This window comes from Caldinitratiruptor microaerophilus (assembly GCF_025999835.1).
Lineage (GTDB): Bacteria > Bacillota > Sulfobacillia > Symbiobacteriales > ZC4RG38 > Caldinitratiruptor > Caldinitratiruptor microaerophilus.
In genome coordinates this window covers 3,092,286-3,116,426 of sequence record NZ_AP025628.1, presented here as the reverse complement: position 1 = coordinate 3,116,426, position 24,141 = coordinate 3,092,286, and the positions used below count along the sequence as shown (strand labels likewise).

The 24,141-nt window shown below is 69.4% G+C and carries 19 protein-coding genes, 1 tRNA gene, 3 rRNA genes and 1 other RNA gene; 2 read left to right on the top strand and 22 right to left on the bottom strand.

All coding sequences use genetic code 11. From position 1 onward, the window contains the following. Positions 1 to 378: 378 nt before the first annotated feature. The 11 genes from caldi_RS15135 to gcl form a co-directional block, all read right to left on the bottom strand. Positions 379 to 702, bottom strand: coding sequence for a hypothetical protein (locus caldi_RS15135; RefSeq protein ID WP_264841554.1), 324 nt, complete (start codon positions 700 to 702; stop codon positions 379 to 381). After that, positions 699 to 1,505: an ExeA family protein gene (locus caldi_RS15130; RefSeq protein WP_264841555.1), complete on the bottom strand. Its 807-nt coding sequence runs from the start codon at positions 1,503 to 1,505 to the stop codon at positions 699 to 701. The genes caldi_RS15135 and caldi_RS15130 overlap by 4 nt, the downstream gene beginning before the upstream one ends. A gap of 23 nt (positions 1,506 to 1,528) precedes the next feature. Beyond that, the gene (locus caldi_RS15125; protein ID WP_264841556.1) at positions 1,529 to 2,914 is read right to left on the bottom strand and encodes a DDE-type integrase/transposase/recombinase; all 1,386 of its coding nucleotides are present in this window, start codon (positions 2,912 to 2,914) and stop codon (positions 1,529 to 1,531) included. Positions 2,915 to 3,011: 97 nt separating this feature from the next. Further along, positions 3,012 to 3,626 carry a DUF6431 domain-containing protein gene (locus caldi_RS15120; RefSeq protein WP_264842460.1) on the bottom strand — a complete coding sequence of 205 codons (615 nt, stop codon included), beginning with the start codon at positions 3,624 to 3,626 and terminating at the stop codon, positions 3,012 to 3,014. Positions 3,627 to 4,263: 637 nt separating this feature from the next. After that, a complete protein-coding gene (locus caldi_RS15115; protein WP_264842589.1) occupies positions 4,264 to 4,440 on the bottom strand; it encodes a hypothetical protein in 177 nt (58 codons plus the stop codon). Between the two features lie 222 nt (positions 4,441 to 4,662). Then, positions 4,663 to 4,779, bottom strand: a 5S ribosomal RNA gene (rrf, locus tag caldi_RS15110). A 58-nt stretch (positions 4,780 to 4,837) separates the two neighbouring features. Then, positions 4,838 to 7,816: ribosomal RNA gene (locus tag caldi_RS15105) — 23S ribosomal RNA — on the bottom strand. A gap of 221 nt (positions 7,817 to 8,037) precedes the next feature. Next, positions 8,038 to 9,580 (bottom strand): 16S ribosomal RNA (locus caldi_RS15100). The 16S, 23S and 5S rRNA genes sit together here, the layout of an rRNA operon. A gap of 412 nt (positions 9,581 to 9,992) precedes the next feature. Continuing rightward, positions 9,993 to 10,886: a 2-hydroxy-3-oxopropionate reductase gene (locus caldi_RS15095; RefSeq protein ID WP_264842588.1), complete on the bottom strand. Its 894-nt coding sequence runs from the start codon at positions 10,884 to 10,886 to the stop codon at positions 9,993 to 9,995. A gap of 106 nt (positions 10,887 to 10,992) precedes the next feature. Beyond that, positions 10,993 to 11,778, bottom strand: a complete 786-nt coding sequence (hyi, locus tag caldi_RS15090; protein ID WP_264842587.1) for a hydroxypyruvate isomerase — start codon at positions 11,776 to 11,778, stop codon at positions 10,993 to 10,995. A 90-nt stretch (positions 11,779 to 11,868) separates the two neighbouring features. Next, positions 11,869 to 13,632 carry a glyoxylate carboligase gene (gene gcl / locus caldi_RS15085; RefSeq protein ID WP_264842586.1) on the bottom strand — a complete coding sequence of 588 codons (1,764 nt, stop codon included), beginning with the start codon at positions 13,630 to 13,632 and terminating at the stop codon, positions 11,869 to 11,871. Positions 13,633 to 13,900: 268 nt separating this feature from the next. Here gcl and caldi_RS15080 point away from each other — a divergent pair, with 268 nt between their 5' ends. Then, complete coding sequence (locus caldi_RS15080) at positions 13,901 to 14,761, top strand: IclR family transcriptional regulator (RefSeq protein ID WP_264842585.1); 861 nt, start codon at positions 13,901 to 13,903, stop codon at positions 14,759 to 14,761. Here caldi_RS15080 and caldi_RS15075 read toward each other — a convergent pair. From caldi_RS15075 to caldi_RS15025, 11 genes are all read right to left on the bottom strand, one after another. Continuing rightward, a complete protein-coding gene (locus caldi_RS15075; RefSeq protein ID WP_264842584.1) occupies positions 14,758 to 16,263 on the bottom strand; it encodes an aldehyde dehydrogenase family protein in 1,506 nt (501 codons plus the stop codon). The genes caldi_RS15080 and caldi_RS15075 overlap by 4 nt on opposite strands. Before the next feature lie 63 nt (positions 16,264 to 16,326). Next, the gene (gene gltX / locus caldi_RS15070) at positions 16,327 to 17,766 is read right to left on the bottom strand and encodes a glutamate--tRNA ligase (protein ID WP_264844823.1); all 1,440 of its coding nucleotides are present in this window, start codon (positions 17,764 to 17,766) and stop codon (positions 16,327 to 16,329) included. Between the two features lie 125 nt (positions 17,767 to 17,891). Then, positions 17,892 to 18,164 carry a pro-sigmaK processing inhibitor BofA family protein gene (locus caldi_RS15065; protein ID WP_264842583.1) on the bottom strand — a complete coding sequence of 91 codons (273 nt, stop codon included), beginning with the start codon at positions 18,162 to 18,164 and terminating at the stop codon, positions 17,892 to 17,894. Beyond that, the gene (locus caldi_RS15060; RefSeq protein WP_264842582.1) at positions 18,161 to 18,493 is read right to left on the bottom strand and encodes a YaaL family protein; all 333 of its coding nucleotides are present in this window, start codon (positions 18,491 to 18,493) and stop codon (positions 18,161 to 18,163) included. Before caldi_RS15060 ends, caldi_RS15065 begins: the two co-directional genes overlap by 4 nt. A gap of 106 nt (positions 18,494 to 18,599) precedes the next feature. Further along, positions 18,600 to 19,178, bottom strand: a complete 579-nt coding sequence (gene recR / locus caldi_RS15055) for a recombination mediator RecR (RefSeq protein ID WP_264844822.1) — start codon at positions 19,176 to 19,178, stop codon at positions 18,600 to 18,602. A gap of 31 nt (positions 19,179 to 19,209) precedes the next feature. Then, entirely contained in the window at positions 19,210 to 19,530 is a 321-nt protein-coding gene (locus tag caldi_RS15050; protein ID WP_264842581.1) for a YbaB/EbfC family nucleoid-associated protein, read from the bottom strand. Between the two features lie 7 nt (positions 19,531 to 19,537). Further along, positions 19,538 to 21,268, bottom strand: coding sequence for a DNA polymerase III subunit gamma/tau (gene dnaX / locus caldi_RS15045; RefSeq protein WP_264842580.1), 1,731 nt, complete (start codon positions 21,266 to 21,268; stop codon positions 19,538 to 19,540). Between the two features lie 152 nt (positions 21,269 to 21,420). Further along, an RNA gene (gene ffs, locus caldi_RS15040) (signal recognition particle sRNA large type) lies at positions 21,421 to 21,684 on the bottom strand. Between the two features lie 20 nt (positions 21,685 to 21,704). Then, a tRNA-Ser gene (locus tag caldi_RS15035) sits at positions 21,705 to 21,795 on the bottom strand. Between the two features lie 12 nt (positions 21,796 to 21,807). After that, positions 21,808 to 22,284 (bottom strand): tRNA adenosine(34) deaminase TadA, encoded by a 477-nt coding sequence (tadA, locus tag caldi_RS15030; RefSeq protein WP_264842579.1) that lies wholly within the window; start codon positions 22,282 to 22,284, stop codon positions 21,808 to 21,810. A gap of 269 nt (positions 22,285 to 22,553) precedes the next feature. Next, positions 22,554 to 23,741 carry a site-specific integrase gene (locus caldi_RS15025; protein ID WP_264842578.1) on the bottom strand — a complete coding sequence of 396 codons (1,188 nt, stop codon included), beginning with the start codon at positions 23,739 to 23,741 and terminating at the stop codon, positions 22,554 to 22,556. A 20-nt stretch (positions 23,742 to 23,761) separates the two neighbouring features. On the opposite strand from caldi_RS15025, the gene caldi_RS17835 reads away from it, so the two are divergent. Continuing rightward, a complete protein-coding gene (locus tag caldi_RS17835) occupies positions 23,762 to 24,115 on the top strand; it encodes a helix-turn-helix domain-containing protein (RefSeq protein WP_406568092.1) in 354 nt (117 codons plus the stop codon). Positions 24,116 to 24,141: the final 26 nt, after the last annotated feature.

Here is a 24,141-nt window from a genome sequence, read left to right as displayed (position 1 = left end):
CGGGAGTCGGTCGCCACGTCTTTCCACCGTCGGCGGTGGCGAGGAGGCCCGCGGACTGGCCGGGCTCCGGGGGATCGGAGGGCAGGGCCCAGCCGTGGCCCGGGTCGGCGAACGAAGGGGCGGCCACGACGGGGCCGCTCGGCCCGGTGACCTTGCCCTCGTGGACGGAGCGCCAGGTCTCGCCGCCGTCGTCTGTGCGGAGCAGGGACCGATCGCAGTTGGTGTCGCCAACGTGTTGCTGCCCGCGCTATTTGTCGCTCCGGTGACCAGCGACGATGTCATGGCCGTTCATGAGATGTGACCGGTCCGCTGGCGCTGAAGGGGCGCAGCCCGTGGTAAGGATGCGCCCCAGAGTCCGAAATGCAGGGCCGGCAGCCACTAGAATCCACCAGGGCCGTACGGGTGGTTGACCCCGGGGCTGTGAACGAACTCCCGGTAGAGGCGCCACCACCAATGCTCGTAGTCCTCGATATACCGGAAGACGGGAAGGTCGAGCCGGCACGTGGGCCGGCTCTTCAGGTCCCGTAACCGGTGGAGCAGACGGTAGCCCAGGATGAACGCCGTGACCGCCTGGCCGCGCCGGACCCCATCTCCGGTCGTGGCCTGCCGGATGGCGGCCTCCAGCAGGTCGAGCAGGTCGGTGATCTCGTACCCGTAAAGCCGGAGTGAAACCCCGGCGTGTTGCAGGCGAAAGTCTGTCACCACGGGCTACCTCCTCTGGGGGCCTGGGTATCCTGCAGCTCCAGCAGCACCCGCTCGACGTGGGCCTCCTCCACTAGGCGCTGGTCATGGGCGCAAGCGTCCAGGAGGCAGCTCGTGCAGATCGTGTTGATGACCCGCGGGATGCCCCGGGACTCCGTGACGATCTTGCGCAGGGCCTGCTCGGAGAAGAGGGGCCGGTCGGCGCCGGCCAGGTGGAGATGGTGCTGGATGTAGGCCAGAGTCTCGGCCTCCCCGAGGCCGGTGAGGTGGAAGCGCACCTGAACCCGCTGGGCGATGGCCTCGAAGGTGCGAAGCCGGAGCAGCCCCCGGAGTTCGCTCTGGCCGGCGAGGATGAACGTCAGCGGCGAGATGGAGTCCATGTGGAAGTTCAGGAGGAAGCGGACCTCCTGGAGCATGGCGCCGCTGAGGAGGTGGGCCTCGTCGATGACGATCACTGGCTGACGGCCGTTGGTGGTGTAACCGTCCAGGATGGTGCGCTCGAAAAGCCGTTTCACCTCCCGCCCGTGGAACAGAGAAGGCGGGGCCACCCCAAGCTGGGTGAGCACGTCTCGGTAGAACGCGCTGGGGGTGAGACGGGAGTCGGCGATGTACACGAACAGGTGGCGGGTCCGGTCGAGCTGATCGTACAGGGCCCGGATGGCGGTGGACTTCCCGGCGCCGACCTCACCCGTGACGACCGCGAACGCGCGGTGGCGGATGGCGTACTGGAGGCGAGCAAGCAGTTCCTGGTGCTGGGGAGCGGGGAACAGCCGGTCGGTGGGAATCTCCCTGGCGAAGGGCACCGCTTTGAGGCCGAAGTACTCGGTCAGCGTGACGGCTCACCGTCCTTGTGGCCGACCAGGCGAGCGTAAGAGGTCTGACCCAGGCGGCGCTGCTTCTCGGCCTCGTGGTGCTTGCGGGCCAGGGTGAGGAAGTTCATCCCGTCGCTGGACGGGGGTTGGGCCGGGGCAGGGACGGCGTGGTGGTGAGTGCGGCGGAGCTGGAGGGGGGCAGCGTCCGGGAAACGCTTTCCCTCGTGCCAGACCTGGATCTGGCTGAGGTCGTAGGGGTCGTAGCGCAGGAGCACCCGGTGGCCGCTGAGGGCGGCGTCGACCTCGTAGCGGTTCCCATGCAGGGAGAAGCATCCGGTCTTGTCGACGACCCGCTGCTCCTCCCAGAGGAACACCTCCCGCAGGGCCGTAGGGTCGATGCGGCGCAAGGGCTCGGTGTCCGCCTCGAACCGCTGGCGGGGGGTCTGGTGGGTGCTGCCGTGGGGGCGACTGAGGTAGGCCACCTCGAGCCAGGCCCAGAAGAACTCGTTGAGTTCGTCCAGGGTGCGGAGCTGGCCGGCTTCGACCAGCGCGTGCGCTTCGGGTACAAAGCTGCGGCGGACGTACTGGAAAAACTTTTCAACCTTTCCCCGCCCCTGGGGTCGGTAGGGGCGGGAGTGGCTGAGGCGGATCCCGAGCTTGGCGCAGATCCGGGCCAGGTGGCGGGTGGAGTAGATCGCCCCGTTGTCCACGTAGATCTGGCGGGGCAGGCCGTAGCGGAGGATGGTGCGTTTGAGGCAGTCCTCCAGGCGGGGGAGCTTCTCCTCGAAATACATCTGGCCGTAAACGACTCGGCTATGGTCGTCGAGGAAAGCCATGAGGTAGACTTGGCGCCGCTTCCCGGGTTGTCCCGGCACCGGCAGCGACAGGGCGTGCAGGACGTCTCCTTGCCACAGGTCGTTGCGGTGTTGGGCCTCAAACCGGCGGAGCAAACTCCGGGCGGCTTTGCTGCGCAACTCCTGGCGGGTGCAGCCTGCCCGGGCCAGGTAGCGGCCCAGGGTGGTGCGTTTGAGACGCCCGGGTGCGACCTTTCCGTCCAGCTCGAGCAAGGCGATGATCTGTTGCACACTGCGGTCGGGCACCGCCCGCCGCAAGGCGATCGCCGCTTCCAGGACCTCCGGGGGAACGGCCCGTCCCTGGTCCGCATCCGCCCGGGTGTGCGGTTTGAGCCCCTCGAACCCGTGCTGCCGGTAGGCCTGGACCCAGCGCTGCAGCGTCCTGAGCCCGACTCGGGTCTTGTCACTGGAAGGGATCTCGTGCGGGTGCCCGGCGATCTCCCGCAACAGGCGCTGGCGCTCGGACGGGCTCAGGTTCTGGGTCAGTACGGGGGCGATGAGGCTCCAGCGGAAGGTGGCGATCTCTTCCCGCTGCTGCTCGTCCATGGAATCCCTCCCCTGCTGGCGTCGTTGCCGCCATTATGGCCGGCACGCCGAGCCAGCCGGGAGGGACAAAGTTTGTGGTGGGGGGTATAGCCGTACCTCACAGGGGTGCCGGCGCCTCGCAAAAACTGTTCAGGAACGCAAACAGCCCACGGTGGCGGACAGGGTCCACAGGCATCTGCCGCCGGAGCCAGTCACCCAGCGCGAGCAAAAAGTGGAGGGCGGCGTCGGGACCCTCGTGGCGGGGGACCAGCGTGAAGACGTCGACGGCGGGTCGCTGTTCCAGCAGCCAGGCGGTCAGGAACTGTCCCCAAGTCCCCGCGATACCGCGAACCGTACGCACCCACCGGCGCAACGTTCGCTCCGACACCACACTGACCGCCGGTGAACTGATTTCCCAGGCGAGATCCCTCCACGACCTCCCTTGCTGAAGGCGCCGGCGCACGACCACTTCCCGCAGCAGCGTGACAAAGCGGGCGTACGGACACAGAAAGTCCGGCAGGACTGAGCACGTGTGCTTGCACCGGGGACAGAACCAGCGGTAGATGGGGATGCGGTAGATGCGCCGGCGGGTAACCACTGACCGATGGTGGGCGCCATGCTCCCGCATCTGCCGGCCGCAGCCTGCACAACGAAGCGCCAGTGCGGGTCCGTCACGGCCGTACCGGCGTAAGTACGCTTTGACTGAGACCGCAAGGGGCAGTATGATGGACACGCAGAGGTAACTCCTCTGAAGCCTGCCCCGGGGCTTGGCTGCGAAACTCGACCCGGGGCAGGTGTCTTTATTTCCACCCCCCGCGCGAAAAGGGGGAGGCTCGACCTCCCCAGGCTCTTCCACACCCATCTCCTCGTCCCCTTCCAGCGCCAACCACTCCGGTCAACGCGGCGACAAATAGCGTGGGCGAAAACAGCCAACGTAGGCACACGACGACGCACTGGCCCACGCCCTGCCACCGGACACGGTGGCGACGTCCCAGACCCGGGCGGCGCCGCGGTGGACAACCTGCCAGGTGCGACCGCCGTCGCGAGTGCGTCCGAGTACGCCCTCGCAACGGTCCGGGCAGCCGGCGGCGCCGGCCAGGAGCCCTTCCGCCGCCGTCCAGAAGGCGACGGAAGAGGGGACGAAGTCCTCAGGCAACCCGTCCGCCGCCGGCGCGCTGCCACCGGACGGGGCAGGAGGGGGGCGGGAGGGGGACTCCGGCTCGCGGGGCACCCTGCATCCCGCGACGAGCATGAGGAGCCACGTCGCCACGGCAACCATCCGGGTGCGCGTGACCTCGGTCACAGGCGAAATCCACCCCTCGAGCGTGCTACAGGCTCCGTGCACCCCGGCCGGAATCCCTCGGCGAGCGTCAGAGCGCCGCACAGGTTTTCCGGGGGACGACCGTACCAAGGCCGGCGCATCGCCCGGCAGCGGTCTGGAGGACGCGGGCCGCCTCTTCCCGACCGCCCTGGCGCAACCGAAGGAGCCCGAGGCGGAACCGGGCGAACGTCCGGCCGGCCACGGGGAAGGCCGCCACCGCTCGCACCGGGTCCTCCCCCTGCTCGGCAAGAGACCCGGGCCGCTGCAGGTCAAGCCCCAGGGGCCGGTCGGGTGCCTCGCATCCCGGCTTCCCCGCCTCGTGTTGGAGGGTCCGCTACTTCGACGCGAACGGACCCCGGATGGGTTCCCGCCGGGCGCCCAAACCGCGCGGGAAGACGCGCAGAAGGCCAGCAGGGCGGATGGTCCGTCCTGCTGGCCTTCAAGATCGCTCGGGCGCCGACCTACTCTCCCGGGGGCTAGGGCCCCCAGTACCCTCGGCCCTGGCGGGCTTAACGACCGGGTTCGGAATGGAGCCGGGTGTGGCCCCGCCGGTATGGGCACCCGAATTCGTGCACAGAGGCGTTGGGTCTGCGACCCAGGTGGAACCGCACGCCGCCTTTGGCCAGGTCAAGCCCTCGACCGATTCGTACCGGTCCGCTCAACGCCTTGCGGCGCGTACACGCCCGGCCGATCGACCTGGTCATCTCCCAGGGGTCTTACTCCCTTGCGGGATGGGAGACCTCATCTCCGGGCCGGCTTCGCACTTAGATGCTTTCAGCGCTGATCCGTTCCGCACATGGCTACCCAGCGTTTGCCCCTGGCGGGACAACTGGTACACCAGCGGTGCGTCCACCCCGGTCCTCTCGTACTGGGGGCAGCTCCCGTCAAGTCTCCAACGCCCGTGGTGGATAGGGACCGAACTGTCTCACGACGTTCTGAACCCAGCTCACGTACCGCTTTAATGGGCGAACAGCCCAACCCTTCGGACCGACTTCAGCCCGAGGATGCGATGAGCCGACATCGAGGTGCCAAACCTCCCCGTCGATGTGGACTCTTGGGGGAGATCAGCCTGTTATCCCCGGGGTAGCTTTTATCCGTTGAGCGACGGCCCTTCCACTCGGTACCGCCGGATCACTAAGCCCTGGTTTCCCACCTGCTCGACCTGTCCGTCTCGCAGTCAAGCCCGCTTCTGCCTTTGCACTCCCCGGATGATTTCCAACCATCCTGAGCGGACCTTTGGGCGCCTCCGTTACCCTTTAGGAGGCGACCGCCCCAGTCAAACTGCCCGCCTGGCACGGTCCCCCACCCGGCTCACGGGCCAGGGTTAGAGCGCCGGGGGTCCGAGGGTGGTATCCCAACGGCGCCTCCACAGGGGCTGGCGCCCCTGCTTCTCCGGCTCCCACCTATCCTGTACACGCACCACCAGCGCCCAACACCAGGCTGCAGTGAAGCTCCACGGGGTCTTTCTGTCCAACCACGGGTAACCTGCGTCTACACAGGTCGCTCAATTTCACCGGGTCCCTCGCCGAGACAGCGCCCAAGTCGTTACGCCATTCGTGCGGGTCGGAACTTACCCGACAAGGAATTTCGCTACCTTAGGACCGTTATAGTTACGGCCGCCGTTTACTGGGGCTTCGGTTCAGAGCTTCGCCTTCCGGCTCACCCTTCCCCTTAACCTTCCAGCACCGGGCAGGCGTCAGCCCCTATACTTCGCCTTCCGGCTTCGCAGAGACCTGTGTTTTTGGTAAACAGTCGCTTGGGCCGTTTCCCTGCGACCCCCAGGGGCTCCGGGCCGCTCGGACCCCTCACCCCCGAGGGCCCCCCTTCTCCCGAAGTTACGGGGGCAGTTTGCCGAGTTCCTTAGCGAGGGTTCTCCCGCGCACCTGAGGATTCTCTCCCCGCCTACCTGTGTCGGTTTGCGGTACGGGCACCCCGTGCCTCGCTAGCGGCTTTTCTTGGCAGTGCGGGCCCGGCTGCTTCGGTACTCCATTCCCTCGGCGTCGCCTCTCACGTCTACCCGGGGGGACTTCCCTCCCCGGGCACGCTACCGGCTTGCACCGGCTCGACCAGCGGCCGGCCATGCCTGCCCCCCTGCGTCCCCGCCTCGCTCAAACGGCCGGTGGTGGTACCGGAATCTCCACCGGTTCCCCATCGCCTACGCCCTTCGGCCTCGGCTTAGGCCCCGACTTACCCTGAGCGGACGAGCCTTCCTCAGGAACCCTGAGGCTTTCGGTGCGGCGGATTCTCACCGCCGTTTTCGCTACTCATACCGGCATTCTCACTTCCGTCCCCTCCAGCCCGCCTTCCGGCGAACCTTCGCCGGGTACGGAACGCTCCCCTACCATCGGAGCCTCGCTCCGATCCGCAGCTTCGGTGCCGTGCTTAGCCCCGTGAATTTTCGGCGCAGCGCCACTCGACCAGTGAGCTATTACGCACTCTTCGAATGATGGCTGCTTCTAAGCCAACATCCTGGTTGTCTTCGCAGCGCCACATCCTTCCCCACTCAGCACGGACTTCGGGACCTTGGCTGGCGGTCTGGGTTGTTCCCCTCTTGACCCCGGATCTTCGCACCCGGAGTCTGACTCCCGGGGTCCGGCCGGCGGCATTCGGAGTTGGAGTGGGTTCGGTAACCTGTACGGCCCCTCCCCCAATCCGTCGCTCTACCTCCGCCGGCTACCTCCCGAGGCTCGCCCAAAAGCGATTTCGGGGAGAACCAGCTATCTCCGGGTTCGATTGGCATTTCACCCCTACCCACAGCTCATCCGATGGCTTTTCAACGCCAACCTGGTTCGGGCCTCCACGGGGTCTTACCCCCGCTTCACCCTGGCCATGGGTAGATCACCCGGTTTCGGGTCTGCGCCCACGGACTTGCGCCCTTTCAGACTCGGTTTCCCTCCGGCTCCGCACCTGAGGTGCTTCGCCTCGCCCGTGATCGCAACTCGCCGGTTCATTCTTCAAGAGGCACGCCCTCACCCCATCGGGGCTCGGACTGCTTGTAGGCACACGGTTTCAGGTTCTCTTTCACTCCGCTCCCGCGGTGCTTTTCACCTTTCCCTCACGGTACTCGTCCGCTATCGGTCGCCAGGCGTCTTTAGCCTTGGAGGGTGGTCCCCCCGGATTCACACGGGATTCCACGTGCCCCGTGCTACTTGGGATCCCGTCCGGAGCCGCCGCCCTTTCGCCTACCGGGCTCTTACCGTCTGCGGCAGGCCGTTCCAGGCCGCTTCGGCTAGAGCGGCGGTTTCTCACTCCGCCGGTGGTCTGCCGCCCACCCTGACGGTCCCGCTACCCCGTGCCTGCAACGCCGGCAGGCTTTCCCACAGGCACGGTTTGGGCTCTTCCCCGTTCGCTCGCCGCTACTGAGGGAATCTCGCTTGATTTCTCCTCCTCCGCCTACTGAGATGTTTCAGTTCGGCGGGTGCCCCCCGGCCGGCTATGCATTCACCGGCCGGTGACCGGGGTTCCCCCCGGCCGGGTTCCCCCATTCGGACATCCCCGGATCCCTGCCTGCTTGCGGCTCCCCGGGGCGTTTCGCCGCTGGCCGCGTCCTTCCTCGGCACCTGGCGCCCAGGCATCCACCGTGCGCCCTTATCCGCTTGACCGTTCGCCTCAGGCGTCTTGCGGTTCCGCCTGTGTCGCAGTCCCTTCCCTCTGTGCACTTGTCAAGGTGCAGGACCGGCCGCCCCCCGCCCGGGGGACCGCCCGGTCCCTGGGAACTGACCAGTGTGGGCTTCCGGAACCCTGCGGCGCCGGCGGCCGCTCCCGCAGCCCCGGCCTCAGCCGCCTCCCCGGCGACCGACCGACCTGGGAGAAAACTCCCTAGAAAGGAGGTGATCCAGCCGCACCTTCCGATACGGCTACCTTGTTACGACTTCACCCCAGTCATCGGCCCCACCTTCGACGGCTGCCTCCCTCTCGGGTTGGCCCACCGGCTTCGGGTGTTGCCGACTCCCATGGTGTGACGGGCGGTGTGTACAAGGCCCGGGAACGCATTCACCGCGGCGTGCTGATCCGCGATTACTAGCGATTCCGCCTTCACGCAGGCGAGTTGCAGCCTGCGATCCGAACTGGGACCGGGTTTTTGCGATTCCCTCCCCCTCGCGGGTTCGGTCCGCTCTGTCCCGGCCATTGTAGCACGTGTGTAGCCCTGGACATCGGGGGCATGATGATTTGACGTCATCCCCACCTTCCTCCGGGTCGTCCCCGGCAGTCTCCCGTGAGTGCCCACCTTCCGTGCTGGCAACACGGGACGGGGGTTGCGCTCGTTGCGGGACTTAACCCAACATCTCACGACACGAGCTGACGACAACCATGCACCACCTGTACCGCCCTCCCCTTGCGGGGCTCACGCCCTTTCGGGCGCTACCAGCGGCCTTTCAAGCCCAGGTAAGGTTCTACGCGTTGCTTCGAATTAAACCACATGCTCCACCGCTTGTGCGGGCCCCCGTCAATTCCTTTGAGTTTCAGCCTTGCGGCCGTACTCCCCAGGCGGAGCGCTTAATGCGTTGGCTACCGCACGGCAGGGGTCGATACCCACCACACGTAGCGCTCATCGTTTACGGCTGGGACTACCAGGGTATCTAATCCTGTTTGCTCCCCCAGCTTTCGCGCCTCAGCGTCAGTCAGGCCCCAGGCAGCCGCCTTCGCCACTGGTGTTCCTCCCGATCTCTACGCATTTCACCGCTACACCGGGAATTCCGCTGCCCTCTAGCCCACTCAAGCCCGGCAGTTTGAAAGGCACCTCCCCGGTTGAGCCGGGACCTTTCACCTTCCACTTACCGGGCCGCCTACACGCCCTTTACGCCCAGTCATTCCGGACAACGCTCGCCACCTACGTATTACCGCGGCTGCTGGCACGTAGTTAGCCGTGGCTTCCTCGCCCGGTACCGTCACCCGCGCGGCATTCCCTCCGCACCGGCCTCGTCCCGGGCAACAGGGGTTTACAACCCGAAGGCCTTCTTCCCCCACGCGGCGTCGCTGCGTCAGGCTTTCGCCCATTGCGCAAGATTCCCGACTGCTGCCTCCCGTAGGAGTCTGGGCCGTGTCTCAGTCCCAGTGTGGCCGTCCACCCTCTCAGGCCGGCTACCCGTCGTCGCCACGGTGGGCCGTTACCCCACCGTCCAGCTGATGGGCCGCGGACCCCTCCCGGCCCGGGGCCATCGCCCCTCTTCTCCCAGCCCCATGCGGGGCCGTGAGCTTACCCGGTATTAGCAGGCCTTTCGGCCTGTTATCCCGGTGGCCGGGGCAGGTTATCCACGTGTTACTCACCCGTCTGCCGCTGGGCCCCCGAAAGGGCCCCGCTCGACTTGCATGTCTTAGGCACGCCGCCAGCGTTCGTCCTGAGCCAGGATCAAACTCTCCGTCCCAAAGCTTCCGCTTTCCCCCGGAAAGCCGATCCCGTCGTCCGGAATCCTCCCGGTTTCCGTCCGCAGGCTCCTTCCTGCCCACACTGTTCAGTTCTCAAGGACCGGGCCGCCGGCCTTCCGGCCGGCGGGCGGCGCCCGACGGCGCCGCCGCAGGATCGTCATCTTATCACGGCCCGCTACCGTCTGCAACCGGTAGTTTCTGCCGCCCGTGGCCGCTGCCCCCGGCCGGGCCTGGAGCCCGCTCCAGGAGCGGCGCCGACGTCCGCTATTATACCAGGCCCCGAATCCGTGTCAAGCGGCCCTACGCCTGCCGCCACCCCGGGGGCGGGGTCGGCGCCTCCGCCGCCGGCTGCCCGGGAACGCGCCGGCCCGGCGGCAGCCCCATCAGGGCCCGCCGGGCCGGGTCGCCGTACTACGCTTGCGGTTTGACCTCCGCCTGCGCCAGGGTCTCGAGCACCGTGACGAGCCCGGAGTGATCGTACTCGTCCCGCCCCATGCCGATGAGGCCGTTCAGGAGCTCGTGCACCACCGCCGTGCCGGGCAGGGGCACGCCGTACTCCCGGGCCGTGCTGAGGGCGATCGCCAGGTCCTTGCGGTGCAGCCGGGCCTTGAACCCGGGCTTGAAGTTCCGGTCCAGCATCCGCTGCCCGTGGAGCTCCAGGATCCGGCTCTGGGCGAACCCGCCCATGAGGGCCTGACGGACCCGGGCCGGGTCGACCCCGGCCTTGCTGGCCAGGAGCAGGGCCTCGGCCACGGCCTGGATGGTCATCCCCACGACGATCTGGTTGGCGGCCTTCGTCACCTGCCCGGCGCCGGCATCCCCGACATGGACGATGTTCTTGCCCATCGCCTGGAGGATGGGGAGCGCCCGCTCGAAGGCCCGGGCCGACCCCCCGACCATGATCGACAGGGTGCCCTCCTTCGCGCCGATCTCGCCGCCGGAGACCGGCGCGTCGAGGACGTCGACGCCCTTCTCGCCCAGCGTGGCGGCGATGCGGCGGGCGAGCACCGGGGAGCTGGTGCTCATGTCGATCACGAGCATGCCCGGCCGGACGCCCTCGGCCACGCCGCCGGGGCCCAGGATGACGGCCTCGACGTCGGGCGCGTCGGGGACGATGGTGATGACGACGTCGGACTTCTCCGCGACCTCCCGGGGCGAGGAAGCCGGCGTGGCCCCCTCGGCGGCAAGCTCATCCACCGGCCGCCGGCTGCGGTTGTGGACGACCAGCGGGTACCCGGCCTTCATGAGGTTGCGGGCCATGGGCTTGCCCATGATCCCCAGGCCGATGAAACCGATCCGCTCCATTGCGGCAGCCCTCCTCGTGCCGTGGCCCCGCCGGCTACCCCGGCCCGGTCCCGGTCCCGCCCGACCGGGGCCACGGCGTGTCATCGCCGGATCGCCTGCGCGCGGCTCAGAGCGAGAAGCCGTGCTCCTCCACCCACCGCAAGGAAGTGACGGTGTCGGGGTCGGGGACGTACTCCATCGAGACGAAGCCCTGGTACCCCAGCCGGTCGAGCTCGGCGAGGAGGAAGCGGTAGTTGATCTCGCCGGTGCCGGGCTGGTGACGGCCGGGGTTGTCGGCGACCTGGACGTGACCGATGCGGTCCAGGTGGCGGCGCAGCGTCCCCGTCAGCTCGCCCTCCATGCGCTGCATGTGGTAGACGTCGTACTGGATGTAGACGTTGGGCGCCCCCACCTCTTCCAGCAGGCGCAGCGCGTCCCGGGTGGTCGAGAGGAAGAAGTCCGGGATGTCGTACGTGTTGATGGGCTCGACCATCAGCTTCACGCCGATCTTGCCCAGGGCGTCAGCGGCGTAACGCACGTTGCGGACCAAGGTCTCCCAGTGCTCTCCGTCGCTCACCCCGGGCGCCCGCTTGCCGGCCAGACAGTTGAGGCGCGGCGCGCCGAGCTCGCGGGCGTAGCGGACGGCCTTCTCAACCCCGGCGCGGAACTCGTCCACCCGGCGGGGGTCGGCGGCGATGCCCCGGTCCCCGGCGGCCCAGTTGCCTGCGGGCAGGTTGAACAGGACCAGCTCCAGGCCGTTCTTCTCCAGTTCCCGGCGCACCACGTCCGGCTCGTACTCGTACGGGAAGAGGAACTCGACCGCCCGCACCCCCGCGGCCCGGGCGGCGCCGAACCGCTCCAGGAACGGGACTTCCGTGAACAGCATCGTCAGGTTCGCGGCAAGACGCGGCATCGCCCCCACCTCCACCGATGGTCGATCCCGGATCGCCGGGGGTCGCCCCCGCCCGGGCGGCGACCCCCGCCCGCCAGCCGGGACGGCGGTTCAGTCGCCGACCGGCTCGAGCTCCCGCTGCGGTGCGGTGACCTCCTCCTCCTCGGGCAGGTCCTCGACGGGCTCGAACTCCCGGATCTTGTCGAGCGACGGGCCCATGGCGGCGTCGGCCTCCCGCTCGATCATGACCTCGACCAGGGCCGGCCGGCGGAGCCGCTCGGACTCCCGCACCGCCCAGGCCAGGGCGTCCCGGAGCTCGCCCGGGTGCACCACCCGCCGGCCGGGGGCGCCCATGCCCTCGACGACCTTCACGTGGTCCATGCCGGGCCCGCCGTCGTAGGCCAGGTCGACGGCGAAGTTCATCCCGTACTGGTATTTCGACGGCTGGCGGATGAGCCCCAGGTACGAGTTGTTCAGCATGACGATCACGTACGGAACCTGATACTGGACGGCGACGGCGATCTCCTCCAGCAGGAACTGGAAGGAATAGTCGCCGACCACGGCCACGACCGGCAGGTCGGGTCGCGCCAGCCTGGCGCCGATCGCCGCCGGCACCTCCCAGCCCAGCGGGCCCGCCTGCCCGCAGACGAGGTAGTGGCGCGGCCGGTACACCTGCTGGAACTGGCCGGACCAGATCTGGTACAGGCCGATCGCCGTGACGAAGACGGTCTCGGGCCCGAAGTACTCGTTGATCTCCTTGAACACCCGCGCCGGCTTGATGGGCACGTCGTCGAAGTCCATCTTCCGGCGCAGCCGGCGGCGCAGGCTCTGGACACGCCGCACCCACTCGCCCGGCTCCCGGGGGGCCGTCCGGGCCCGCGCCGCCTCCAGGAGGGCCCGGAGCGCCTCGTCGGCGTCGGACACGATGCCGAGGTCGGGCTCCAGGACCCGCCCGATCTGGGTCGGCTCGATGTCGATGTGGATGAACTTCCGCCCCTGGGTGTAAACCGAGAGGTCGCCGGTGTGCCGCTCGGCGAAGCGGGCGCCGATCGCCAGCACGAGGTCGGACTCGAGGAACGCCTGGTTGCCGGCCCGGGTCTGGGTCTGGATGCCGACGAGCCCCACGTAGAGGGGGTGGTCGGCGGGGATGCTGCCCCAGCCCATGAGGGTGGGCACGACCGGGACCTGCACGTGCTCGGCGAACTGGCGCAGGAGATCGGACGCCCCGGCGAGGATCACGCCGCCGCCGGCCAGGATGAGCGGCCGCCTGGCCGCCAGCAGCATGTCGACGGCCTTCTCGATCGCCCGGGGGTTCGGGCCGGGCCGGAACACGGGCAGCGGCCCGTCCACGTCGGGGTCGTAGTGGATCTCGGCACGCTGGACGTCGAGGGGCAGGTCGATGTGCACGGGCCCGGGCCGTCCCTCCCGGGCGATGCGGAAGGCTTCCCGGAACACCCATGGCACCTGGGCCGGCTCCATCACCAGGTAGCTCTTCTTCACGACGGGCTTGACGATCTCCGTGATGTTGACTGCCTGGAACGCTTCCCGGTGCAGCTGCGCCCGGGGGACCTGCCCGGTGATCGTGATGATGGGGATCGAGTCGGCCTGGGCGGTGTAGAGCCCCGTCACCATGTTCGTCCCGGCAGGGCCCGAGGTGCCGATGGCCACCCCGACCTTCCCGGTGGCGCGCGCGTAGCCGTCGGCGGCGTGGGTGGCCCCTTCCTCGTGGCGCATGGTGAGGTGGCGGATGCGGGTCGAGCGGGACAGCGCCTGGTAAAGCGGCAGGATGTTCGCTCCGGGGATGCCGAAGGCGTACTCCACGCCCTCGTCCTCAAGGACGCGGACGGCCGCCTCCATGGCGGTCATGCGGGGCATGGTTCCTCCTCCTTCCCTGGCTCGTGGCCCTGCGAGGCACGTCGTGCTGGTGCGGACGGGTCAGAGCGGCCGGAATTTTGGCTCCATGATCGCGCCCCGCGTGCCGTGCGGGCAATAAATCCGGTGAGGAATTCCGCATGGCAGAACGATCGTCGTATAATGTCCTCTGCAATTGGGTTTGCTGCCTCCACCCGATGCGAACCGCCGTTCCGTCTGGCGGACGCGCGCCCGCCGCGCCCGTCCGTCCGCTCCGAAGCGAGGGAGTGCCGTGACCACCGCACGCCGCAGCGCGCCCCGCTCGACCCCCGGCCCCGCCGGGGGCGAGCAGGTCCGGGCCCTGCACCGGGCCCTCGACATCCTGGAGGTCCTGGCCGAGTCGCGGGCCAGTGTCCCGCTGGCCGACCTCGCCGACCGCCTCGGCCTGCCGCGCAGCACGGCCCACCGCCTGCTGGCCACGCTCGCCAGCCGGGGCTACGTCGCCCAGGACCCCGAGACCGGCCGCTACCGGATCGGCGTCCGGGCCTTCGAGGTCGGCAGCGCGTTCACGAGCCAGACCCGCCTCCGCGACGTGGCGCGCCCGTTCATGCGCCACCTGCAGGAGGAGTCGGGGGAGACGGTGAACCTCGCCGTGCTGGACGGCGGGGAGGCCGTCTACGTCGACCAGGTCGAGTCGACCCGCATGGTCCGCACCTTCGCGGACACCGGTGCCCGCGTCCCCGTCCACTGCACGGGGGTGGGCAAGGCGCTCCTGGCGGGCCTGGGCGACTCGGAGATCCGGCGGATCATCCGGAGCCACGGCCTGCCGGCGTTCACCCCCCAGACCATCACGAACCTGAAGACCCTGATGGAGGACCTGCGGCAGGGCAGGAAGCTCGGCTACTTCGTCGACAACGAGGAACGGGAGCCCGGCGTCCGCTGCGCCGCGGCTCCCGTGTACGACCACACCGGGCGGGTGATCGCCGCCCTCAGCATCTCCGCTCCAGCCTACCGCACCGGGGACGCCAGCCTGGCCGAGATGGGCCAGAAGGTGCGCCGGGCCGCCCTCGCCGTCTCGCAGGCGCTCGGGTACCGCCCCGAGGCGCGGCGCCGGCCGGATGGGTACCCGCTCGACGGGGCCGAGCCCGACTAGCCCCGGCCGGCCTTCGCCAGCGCCTCCGTGTCGATCTGGGCGCGCTGCAGGCGCCCGCTGTAGTCCACGTAGACCGACTTCCACTCGCAGAACACGTCCAGGGCGGCCTGCCCGGCCTCGCGGTGCCCGTTGCCGGTGTCCTTCGTGCCGCCGAAGGGCAGCTGGATCTCGGCGCCCGTGGTCCCGTGGTTGACGTAGACGATGCCCGTGTCCAGCTCGCGCATGGCCTTGAACGCCTTGTTCAGGTCCCGGGTGAAGATCGAGGCGGACAGGCCGTAGCGGGAGCTGTTGTTCACCCGGATGGCCTCGTCCAGGTCCTTCACCGGGATGAGCGCCAGCACGGGCCCGAAGATCTCTTCCTGCGCCACGGCCATCTCCGGGCTCACCCGGCCGAGGATCGTGGGCGAGTAGAAGAACCCGCGGGCCAGGTCGCCCTCCTTGACGGGCTCGCCACCGACGATCACCTCGGCGCCTTCCTGGCGGCCGATCTCCACGTAGCGCTGCACCTTCTCGACCGCCGCGGCGCCCACCAGCGGCCCCACCTCGACCCCCTCCTCGAGGCCGTGGCCGAGGCGCAACCGCTTCACGCGCTCCACCAGGCGCCGGACGAGCTCGTCGTAGATCGCCTCCTCGACGATGACGCGGCTGGCCGCGGTGCAGCGCTGGCCCGTGGTGCCGAAGGCCGCCCAGACGATCGCCTCCACCGCCAGGTCGAGGTCGGCGTCCGCCAGGACCGTGATGGCGTTCTTGCCGCCCAGCTCGAGCGTGACCCGCTTCAGGTGCCGGCCCGCCGCCTCGGCGACCTTGCGGCCGGTCGCCGTGCTGCCCGTGAAGCTGATGAGGCGCACGTCCGGGTCCTCAACCAGGGCGGCGCCCACGTCCGCCCCCCCGCCGACGACGAGGTTCAGCACGCCGGGGGGCAGCCCGGCGTCGATGAAGCACTGCACGAAGGCGGCGGAGGTCATCGGCGTCTCGGGCGCCGGCTTCCAGACCACCGTGTTGCCGCAGACGAGGGCCGGGAGGATCTTCCATGACGGAACCGCGATGGGAAAGTTCCACGGCGTGATGGCCGCCACCACGCCCACGGGCTCGCGGATCGACATGGCGAACTTGTCCGGCAACTCCGAGGGCACCGTGTGGCCGAACATCCGGCGCCCCTCGCCGGCCATGTAGTAGGCCATGTCGATGGCCTCCTGCACGTCGCCCCGGGCCTCGACCAGGACCTTGCCCATCTCCCGGGTCAGCAGGCGGGCCAGCTCCTCCTTGCGCTGGCGGAGGATCTCGCCCACCCGGTACAGGATCTCGCCCCGCTGGGGCGCCGGCACCTTGCGCCAGGCGGGGAACGCGGCCGCAGCCGCCTGCGCGGCGGCCCGGGCGTCGGCGGGGGTCGACCGGGTGACCTGCGCGATCACCTCTCCCGTGGCGGGGTCGTAGTCGGGATCCAGCTCGCCGCCGCTGCCCGGAACCCACTGTCCGCCGATGTAGTTCCGCACGAGCTCCATCGCGGGGTACCCCCTATGCGCACGCCGCCCGGACCCCGGGTCGGGGGGCCGGGCGGCGGCCGTCTACGCCAGCCAGCGCCGCAGGCGCGCGAGCGCCCTCTCCCTGCCGAGCAGGTAGATCGTATCGAACAGAGGGGGGCTCACGGTGCGGCCGGTGACGGCCGCCCGGATCGGCTGGAGGGCGGCCTTCACCTCCAGCCCCGATGCCGCCTGGAGCCCCCGCACCGCGGCCTCGATCGCCGGGACCGTCCACTCGACGGTCTCGAGGGCGCCGGCGACCTGCCGGAAGAAGTCGGCCGGAGGCGGGCTCAGGAACTTGCGCACCGCCTTGTCGTCGTACTCGATCTCGTCCCGGAAGAAGAAGTCGACGTACCCGGGCACCTCCGCCAGGGTGTTGATCCGCTCCTGCAGCTGCGAGATGAGGTGGACGAACCACGGCCACCGCCGCCGCAGATCCTCCTCGGACGCCAGGCCGGCACCGGTCACGAAGGGCAGGGCGTGCTCGGCCAGCTCCTCGGGGCTCATGCGGCGGATGTAGACGCCGTTCATCCACTCGAGCTTGGTCTCGTCGAAGACGGCCGCGGCCTTGCTGACCTTGCGGATGTCGAACTCCCGGATGATCTCCTCCCGGCTCAGGATCTCCCGGCCTTCGCCCTCCGGGGTCCAGCCGAGGAGCGCCAGGTAGTTGAAGAGGGCCGGGGCGAGGATCCCGCGCTCCCGGAACTCGGTGACCGACATCTCGCCCTTGCGCTTGGAGATCTTCCCGCGCTCGGCGTTGAGGAGGTGGGAGACGTGGGCGAAACGGGGCGGCTCCACTCCCAGGGCACGGTAGATGAGGACCTGAACGGGGGTGTTCGAGATGTGGCCCTCGCCGCGCACCACGTCGGTGATGCGCATGGTGATGTCGTCCACCACCACGGTGAAGTTGTACACGGGGATGCCGCTCGACCGCACGAGGATCGGATCGCCGATCGAGTCGGTGGGGAACTCGATGCGGCCACGGATCAGGTCCTCGTAGGCGACGACCTCGCCGTCCGGCACCTTCAGGCGCCAGGCAGGCCGGCGGCCCTCGGCCTCGAGGCGGCGCCGCTCCTCGTCGGTGAGGCGGAGACACCGCCGGCTGTACTTGTAGGGCACCTTGCGGCGGTCGGCCTCGGCCCGCTCCGCGGCGAGCTCCTCCGGCGTGCAGTAGCAGGGGTAGACGGCGCCGGCGGCCTTGAGGCGCTCGAAGTACTCGCGGTACAGGTCCAGGCGCCCCATCTGCCGGTAGGGCGCGTACGGCCCCCCGATGTCCGGACCCTCGTCCCAGTCCAGCCCGAGCCACTTCATCTCGCTCAGGATGACCTCTTCCCACTCGGGCCGGGACCGCTCCCGGTCGGTGTCCTCGAACCGCAGGACGAAGGTGGCCCCCTGACTGCGGGCCATGAGCCAGTTGAAGAGCATCGTGTGCGCGTTGCCCACGTGGATGGGCCCCGTGGGCGACGGGGCGAAGCGCAGCCGCATCTCGGACACGGACGTTGCCTCCTGAAGAGGGGCGGCTCGGCCGCTCATAACAAAACCCCGCCCCCCGGAGGGACGGGATCGCTCCCTAGACCCCGGCACATTGTACCGGTTCCGCCACGGGGCTGTCAAACCGCCAGCCCGGCGTACAGCCGCCCGATGATCGCCAGCGCGACCACCCCGGGCACCCCCAGCACCCCCGCCACCAGGGCCGACACGGGGTTGAGCGGGAGGTGGAAGCCCAGGGCCGGGCCGAGGAGGTTCAGCACGGTGAGCGCCACGTAGCCGAGCACGCCCCGCCAGACGAGGAGCACGAGGTAGCGTGCCGGCTCCGCCAGGGCGGAGAGCGCCAGGTAGGCCAGCAGTAGCCCGACGAGCCACAGCGCCCACTCGCCGCTCATCCGGCCCCCTCCTCCGGTGTCGCCGGGAGGTCCATGACGTCGGGACCCTGCGCCCCTGCGGGGATGCCCGAGACCACCGGCAGCCCCCGCGCCTTCTGCACCTGCTTGAGGAGGTACATGTACTTGCGGCGGGCCGCCTCCAGGTGGTAGATCGCGTGGTCGACCAGGTCCGGGTCGCTCGCTCCGGCCACCGCGTCGAAGTGGGCCTGGGCGGCCTGCCACTCTTCCAGCGCCTTGCGGACGAGCTGCTCCAGCTCCGGGTCCGGCCCCGCCCCGGACGGGCCGGACAGGAGCGGCCGCCTGCGGAGGCCCTGCTGCCGGCTGAGCATGGACCACCACCCCGTCACCGGCCATAGTACGTGGACGGCGGGCGTGTGATGACGCCTCGCACGTGCCCGCCCATTCCAAGACATTGACCGTGAAGGGGCGCGCTAGTCACATCTCCCGGCGACCCTCCAGCGCCTTGGCCAGGGTGACCTCGTCGGCGTACTCGATGTCCCCGCCCACCGGTAGCCCCCGGGCGATCCGCGTCACCCGGACGCCGAAAGGGCGCAGGACGCGCGCGATGTACACCGCGGTGGCCTCGCCCTCGGTGGTGGGGTTCGTGCACACGATCACTTCGCGGACGTCGCCGCCCCCGACCCGCCGGACCAGTTCCTTCAGGCGGATGTCGTCCGGCCCGACCCCCTCCATCGGGTCCAGGGCGCCGTGCAGGACGTGGTACAGCCCCCGGTACTCCCGGGTCCTCTCCATGGCGATGACGTCCCGCGGGTGCTCCACCACGCATAGCGTGGACCGGTCCCGGGCAGGGTTCTGACAGATCCGGCACGGGTCGGTGTCCGTGAGGCTCCAGCAGACCGAGCAGTAGCGGATGCGCTCGCGCGCGTCGCGCAGGGCCCCCACCAGGGCGTCGATCCGCTCGGCGGGGGAGTCGAGGAGGAAGAAGGCGAGGCGCTGCGCGCTCTTGGGGCCGATGCCGGGGAGCCTGGCCAGCTCCTCGATCAGGCGGGTCATGGCCTCCGGGTAGAACACGCCTGTCTCCGCCCTAGAAGAGCCCCGGGATGCGCGGCATGCCGCCGGTGATCTTCTCCATCTCCCTGGCAGCCATTTCCTCCGCCTTGTGCATCCCCTCGTTGACCGCGGCCACGATGAGGTCCTGCAGGGTCTCGATGTCGTCCGGGTCGACGACCTCGGGCGCCAGCGTGACCGACTTCAGCTCCTTGCGGCCGCTCACGACCACCTTCACCACGCCGCCGCCGGCCGTCGCCTCGACCTCCATGCCGGCGATCCGCTCCTGCGCCTCCAGGATCTGCTTCTGCATCTTCTGGATCTGCTTCATCATGTTGCCCATGCCACCCGGGAACATCGGCCGATCAGTCCTCCTTCAGGTCTACCGGTACGTCCGGTCCGAGGCGCCGGCGCAGGAGTTCGACCGGATCCGGCCGGTCGCCCGCCCCGTCCTCCCCAGCCGGCGGTGCGCCGCTCATGAGGGTCGTGGCCACCCGCAGCGGAGGGAGGCCCTGGCGCTTCACCGCCTCCTCCACCCACTTCGCCTTCTTCTCCAGCATGTCGCGAGCCGTCCGGCCCTCCGGGGTGGACGGGAAGGCCAGCACGAGCGTCTGGCCCTCGATCCGGTGCGGCACGGCCTGCTCCACGAAGGGCTGGTACGGCCGGCTCCGCGGCGCGGAGGCGAAGAGGGCGATCACCTCCGGCCACGCCTGGCGGACGCGGTCCAGGAGCGGGGTCTCGCCGCCCGCGGCCCGGTGGGCCGCACCGCTGCCGGGACCCGCCCAGGGGTTCGCCGTGCTGCCCGTATCCGGGGCGGCGGCGCCCGACGGTGGCCCGCCCGGATGGGCCCCGGCAGCCGGGGCCGGCCCGGCCTCCGGGCCCAGCCCGCCCGCTAGGGCGGCCGCGGTCCCCGGGTCACGGGCGGACCCCGACCGCGGCGCTCCGGACCGGGACTCGCCGGCGGCCGCGGCGGCCCGGGCCCGCCCCTCCTCGGCCTCGGCGGGAAAGAGGCGCGAGCAGAGCCGGACGAGGGCGACCTCGAGAAGCAGGCGCGGGTGTGCGGTGTGTCGCAGCTCGCTCTCCGTCCGGGCCATGAGGCGGATCGCGGCCAGGAGGTCTTCCCGGCCGAACCGGGCGGCCCTGTCCCTCACCGCTTCCCGGGCACCCTCGGGCAGGTCGACCAGAGCCGCCCCGTCGTCCACGCCGGTCAGCAGCAGGTCCCGGAGGTGGCCCAGGTAGTCCTGGGCCAGCTGGCGGAGGTCCTTGCCCTGGCGGACCAGCTCGTCCAGGACCGCCAGGGCGGCGCCGGGGTCATGGGCCAGCACCGCGTCGTCGATGCGGAGGAAGCTCTCCAGCGGCGCCGCGCCGAGGACGGTGAGCGCGTCGTCGAGGGTGACCGTGCCGCCCTCGCCCGCGTAGGTGACCAGCTGGTCGAGGAGGCTGAGGGCGTCGCGCATGCCACCCTCCGCCTGCCGGGCGAGGACCCGCAGCGCCGCGTCCTCGACCCGGAAGCCGCCGTCCTCGCACACCCGCCTTAGTCGCTCCGTGATCTGAGAAACTGTCAGGCGGTGAAACTCGTGGCGCTGGCAGCGGGAGCGGATGGTCACAGGGACCTTGTGCGCCTCCGTCGTGGCCAGGACGAAGACGACGTGGGCCGGCGGCTCCTCGAGGGTCTTCAGGAGCGCGTTGAAGGCCGGCTCCGTGAGCATGTGGACCTCGTCGATGATGTAGACCTTGTACCGCAGGTCGCCGGGGGCGTAGCGGACCTTCTCCCGCAAGTCCCGGATCTCGTCGATGCCCCGGTTCGACGCCGCGTCGATCTCGATCACGTCCATCGACCGGCCGCCCGTCACCCGCTCGCATGCCGGGCAGCGGTTGCAGGGCTCCCCGTCCTCGGGGGCCTGGCAATTGATGGCCTTGGCCAGGATCCGGGCCACCGACGTCTTGCCGGTACCCCGGGGGCCGGAGAAGAGGTAGGCGTGGGAGAAGCGGCCGGCCACCAGGGCGTTCCGGAGCACGCGGGTGACGTGCTCCTGCCCCACCACGTCCCGAAAGGACTGGGGCCGCCACTGCCGGTAGAGCGCCAGTCCTGCCACCGTGCGCCCCCCTCTCGCGCGACCGGTGCGCCGTCAATGAGCGATTCTCCCCGCCCCCCGGCTTTCCTCCGCCGGGGGCGTGAGGGAACCCGGGTCGCATAGAGGCCTGGGCGGCGGCCCCGCCTGGAGCCGCCGCCCATGAAACTCAGTGGCCGTGCACCTGCCGTTGAATGCGCCCTCCGGGCGATACTGCCGTAGCCAGCTCGGGCCAGGCCACCCTGCGGCGCACGGGGGATTCCGCTTACGGATGCTCCCTTCCGGGCCTGTCCGGGTTCACGGGCCCCCGCCGCGCAGGACCCAGCCTTCCTCGCCGCTTTCGCCAGCCGGACCCCACAGGACGCACCCGCGGGCAGGGATTCAACCCCGCTGTAGCGGATTGCGGGTGCAGGGCACCGCTACCTCCCCGTCTAGCACGGCCAAACCCCAAGAAGGACAGTGGCGGAGAGGGTGGGATTCGAACCCACGGTGGACCAAGGGCCCACAACGGTTTTCGAGACCGCCCCGTTCAACCACTCCGGCACCTCTCCGTGCGTGCGCTATTATAAGGGATCGGCCGGTTCGCGACAACTGCGGCGGCTGCGGAAGAATGACCGCATGATGGCAGCCGCTTCCTCCGCCAGCACCCCGCCGGTCACCCGGAGCCGGTGGTTGAGCCCCGGGTTCTGCACGATCTCCAGGAGGTTGCGGTCGGCCCACGCCTTCGGGTCGGACGCGCCGTAGACGAGGTGGTCGACCCTCGCCTGCACGAGCGCCCCGGCGCACATGGGACACGGCTCCACGGTCACGTACAGCGTGCAGCCCACGAGGCGCCACGAGCCGAGGCGCTCCCCCGCCTGCCGGATGGCCAGGATCTCCGCGTGGGCGGTGGCGTCGTTCCGCGTCTCACGCAGGTTGTGCGCCCGGGCCACGATCTCCCCGTCCCGGACGACCACCGCGCCGACCGGCACCTCACCCAGGCGGGCCGCTACCCGGGCCTCCTTCAGGGCCTCCGCCATGAACCGCTCGTGCTCGTCCACGCACGCGGCCTCCGAGAGTCTGCTCCCCGAGTCAATCAAGGGGCGGGATGGGTCCCGCCCCCTTCCGGCTGCTGGTGCGCCCGGACGGACTCGAACCGCCGACCCGCGGTTTAGGAATTCGCTCCGGCATATGCCGTTTCCTCCGGCCAGGTCCGCGCGTCCGGCCTCCGATCCGGGATCTCAGACTTCGTTCGTGTCACGCGGTTCGGGTCAGGATGATACCATATCACACCGTGCGTTTGCAAATCCGTTTGCAACCAGCCGCCGCTCTACCGCCCTCCCTTTCGCTGCCGGCCGACGGTCTGCCGTTCGCCAAACAGTGTGTCCCCAAGGCGCCGAACCGCCTCCTCCTGCAGCCCGGGGAGAAGATGCGAGTACGTATCGAGCGTGATCCCGACCCCGGAATGCCCGAGTCGTTCCGACACGATCTTCGGGTGTACCCCCTGAGCCAGAAGCAGACTCGCATGGGTATGACGGCTGTCGTGGAGCCGGGTGGCCGGAACGCCCGCCTTCCGGGCGATCCGGGCAAACGCCTTTGAAAACGAGTCGGGGTGAATGGGCGTGCCGTCGGGCGCGCTCACTACGAGCCCGTGGTCCTGGTACCGGGGTCCCGCTGCCAGCCGCACCTCCGCCTGGCGCTTCCTGTGCTCCCGTAGGACCTCCACCACATAGGCCGGCACAGGAAGAGACCGCCGGCTCTTGTCCGTCTTGGGCTCCTTGAACACCAACCCTAGCTCGCGGCTGGTCTGGATGGTCTGGCGTACGGACAGGATACCCGTCTCGAGGTCTACGTCGGACCAACGCAGCCCGAGAATCTCTCCCCGTCGCATCCCGGTCGTGACTGCGAGGAGGACCGGGACGTACCAGGGGGTATCCTGTGCTGCTTCCAGGAGAAGCCGGACCTGCTCTGCCGTGAGGACCTGCATCTCGTGCCGTTCTGGACGCGGGGGCTCCACCGCATCCGCCGGGTTCCGCGCCAGGAGCTGCCACCGCACCGCCTGATCCAAGGCCTCGTGCAGCACCCGGTGATGGTGGAGCACGGTCCGGGGGCTCAGGCCCCCGGGCTTGCCGTCCTTACGCCCTTCACGCAGGGCCGTCGTGTAGTACTGCTGCAAGTGCAGCGGCCTGAGCTGCGATAGCTGGAGCCCCCCAAGGGCCGGCTTGAGGTGCAGGCGCACGATCTCCGCATAACGCTCGAACGTTCTCTGGCTCGTGTTCGCACGGGCGTAATCCTCCAGCCAGCGGTCCAGGTACTCTCCAACGGTTATCTTCGGTGGTTCAACGTAGCTACCTTTGTTCAAATCGTTCAGAAGCTCAGCGAGCTTACGGTCGGCGTCGCGCTTCGTGCCCTTGACGGTAACCCACTTCTGCTTCCGCTTCCCCGTCGCGGGGTCCTTGCCTACGTCGACCACGATGACCCAGGTGTCCTTGCCCCGGGGTCGGATGTGCCCCCGCACGATCCGGCCCTCCTGTTCGGATGCGCATGTTGGGAACGTACCGTTGGCTTCTGCATAGAATGATACCAGCCGTAACTCCGTACCGACAACCGTCATCGGGGTGGGGTTCCATGGACTTGCCGACAGATCGGGCGTTCGTAACCGTCGAAACAGCTGCCAGGTATCTTGGCATCGGTCGGACGATGGCTTACGACCTCGCTCGCCGAGGTCGGTTCCCGGCGCCCGTGATCCGGGCAGGGCGCCGCTATCTCGTACCCGTCGAGGCCCTGCGTCGGCTGGCGCAAGGATTGCCTCCGGTACCCAAGGAGGTTACCATAGGGCCCGCAGCGATTTCACAGGAACATGTATCGAGGGACAGAGGACGAACGAGGTGACCTATAAGTGGGACAGATGTACTTGG